The sequence below is a fragment of the Alishewanella sp. WH16-1 genome (assembly GCF_001441695.1).
Lineage (GTDB): Bacteria > Pseudomonadota > Gammaproteobacteria > Enterobacterales > Alteromonadaceae > Alishewanella > Alishewanella agri.
Genome location: NZ_LCWL01000010.1, coordinates 1 through 2008, shown reverse-complemented (window position 1 = coordinate 2008; position 2008 = coordinate 1). Strand labels below are relative to the sequence as shown.

The window sequence follows — 2008 nt, the reverse complement described above, 5'->3', positions numbered from 1 at the left end:
AATCTGATTAGCTTTGACCAGCACTCGTCTGTTAACATTGTCCTTGGCATGGTGGGTTGTCATGGTTAGTTTTTGGCGAAAGTAATTGTACCAGCCCATCATGCTGTCTAATAATCCATCTCGAAAGATCAACAAGCCCTAATCACCTAAATTTTTATTTTAACTACAAAATTTCTGGGGATACCTCAGGAACAGTACGCAAAGCCAATACATAACAAATTGCTGCACGCGGAAAAATTACTCGCTACGCTCCCAATTTTCCGGTGAGCAAAGCGTTCTGCTAACACCTAAAAGCGGACTTTACAGCCTTAAAGTTGGAATGTCTGCAATTGGCACATTGTGACGATTCAAATCTCAAAATCACTTACCCCTTTATTGGGTAATGAATATCGTCATACTCTTCGATCAACTTTGCCAAAGCCGCAAACTCCTCACCTTCGGGCGTACCAGGCTCAGCTTCAAGAAGTTGCTCAATCGCCTCTAAAGCAGCTTGATATTCCTGCTCGCTTTTAATCGATGGTCTTGTTGTCATTTTAATACCTTGTTCGACTTGGCCGATTTGCTAACCATCACATCCAACCATTATTCGCCAGACGAAAGGCTGATGACGCGCGTTAAATTTCCAGCTGCAAAAATCTGTTCATCAGTCATTGTCTGGTCAGCATGCTTTACCATCCTCATTTCTGAGCGGCCTTTATCCATTTCACAAATCAAAATATCTCCAACCGCAAACCCCAACTCTGAACACAGCGCATCAGGCAGCGGGAGAACGTTATCTTTAAGCATTTTAACGGTGTAACTCATGGCGCACCTCAACGTTTGAAATAGTTAAACGCTACGCTGATAGTAGCTTGAATCTCATGTCTTGCCACACCTTAACACAGGCAGGCGTTATTTCACGACCGGCAAATCTGTCCATTTTGTGGTGTACTGCGGCGACAACATTGTGCGCTTCATGGTCCAAGCTTGCGATATGCCCTGGCTCGCAAACCAGACTTTGCCACCTGCTTTGGAGTTGATGGTATCAATCACGGTCATCAGTGCTTTACTCTGGTAAGTGTGTGGCTCCGGTTCAAACAAATCGACTTGGTGAACGCCTTCATCATAAAAATCAGTCAGCATGACCCCGCCTTTGGCATAGCGATAACCCTCTTTCCAGATTTTATCGAGTAGCCTGCTCGCCAAAGTTAAAAAATCCCGGGTATCATTGCTAGGATGGGTTAATGTGGTCGAGATGCTATTGGCATAGTATGGATCACGCTGCCTGTCACTGAAGGGGCTAGTGCGGATAAAGACGGTAACTTGTTTGGCCTGCTGCTTTTCTTTGCGCAGTTTCTGACACGCGCGGCTGATATATTCTGCGATGGCTTCGTGCATCATGGCTTTACACGTAATGCGCTCACCAAACGCCCTGGAGCTGACAATTTGTTTTTTGGTAGGCGCAACCTGCTCAAGGGCCAGACACGATTCACCGTTTAGCTCAGCAACAATACGCGATTCAACGACCGAGCACTGCTGTTTAATAAAAGATGGGCTGGCATCGGCTAAATCCAAAACAGTCTGGATACCGAGTGTGTTGAGTCGTGCTGAGAGCTTACTACCAATGCCCCAAACTTCACCAACCGGTAACAACCCCATCAGCCTACGCTGGCGGGCTTTATCCGTTAAATCAACAACCCCACCGGCTTTACTCCATTTTTTAGCGGCGTGATTGGCGAGTTTTGCGAGGGTTTTAGTCGGTGCGATGCCAACGCAGACGGTCATACCAATATTTTTTTGAATGGTGCTCCGCACTGATTGGCCAAACTCTGTCAGGTCCATGCAATGCGATACGCCGGTTAACTCGAGAAAAGCTTCATCAATAGAATAGACTTCAACTGCAGGGGCCAACATCTCCAGAGTCGTCATCACGCGTGATGAGATATCGGCATAAAGCGCATAGTTAGAAGAGAAGGCAAGAAGCTGGCCTTGCTCGATAAGCGACTTTTGCATATTTTCACGCATGGCG

The 2008-nt window shown here is 46.4% G+C and carries 3 protein-coding genes; all 3 read right to left on the bottom strand.

The features are described 5' to 3' along the window. Window positions 1-364: 364 nt before the first annotated feature. Entirely contained in the window at window positions 365-532 is a 168-nt protein-coding gene (locus AAY72_RS16790) for a hypothetical protein (protein WP_197408358.1), read from the bottom strand. Between the two features lie 50 nt (window positions 533-582). Further along, entirely contained in the window at window positions 583-804 is a 222-nt protein-coding gene (locus tag AAY72_RS01860) for a hypothetical protein (RefSeq protein WP_057785380.1), read from the bottom strand. 87 nt (window positions 805-891) lie between these two features. Beyond that, a partial coding sequence (gene umuC, locus AAY72_RS01855) for a translesion error-prone DNA polymerase V subunit UmuC (protein WP_057785379.1) occupies window positions 892-2008 on the bottom strand: 1117 nt, incomplete at its 5' end.

Bases quoted from the DNA above. Each gene is read 5' to 3' on its own strand.
- AAY72_RS01860 (WP_057785380.1), bottom strand. From the start codon at position 804: ATGAGTTACACCGTTAAAATGCTTAAAGATAACGTTCTCCCGCTGCCT.
- AAY72_RS16790 (WP_197408358.1), bottom strand. From the start codon at position 532: ATGACAACAAGACCATCGATTAAAAGCGAGCAGGAATATCAAGCTGCT.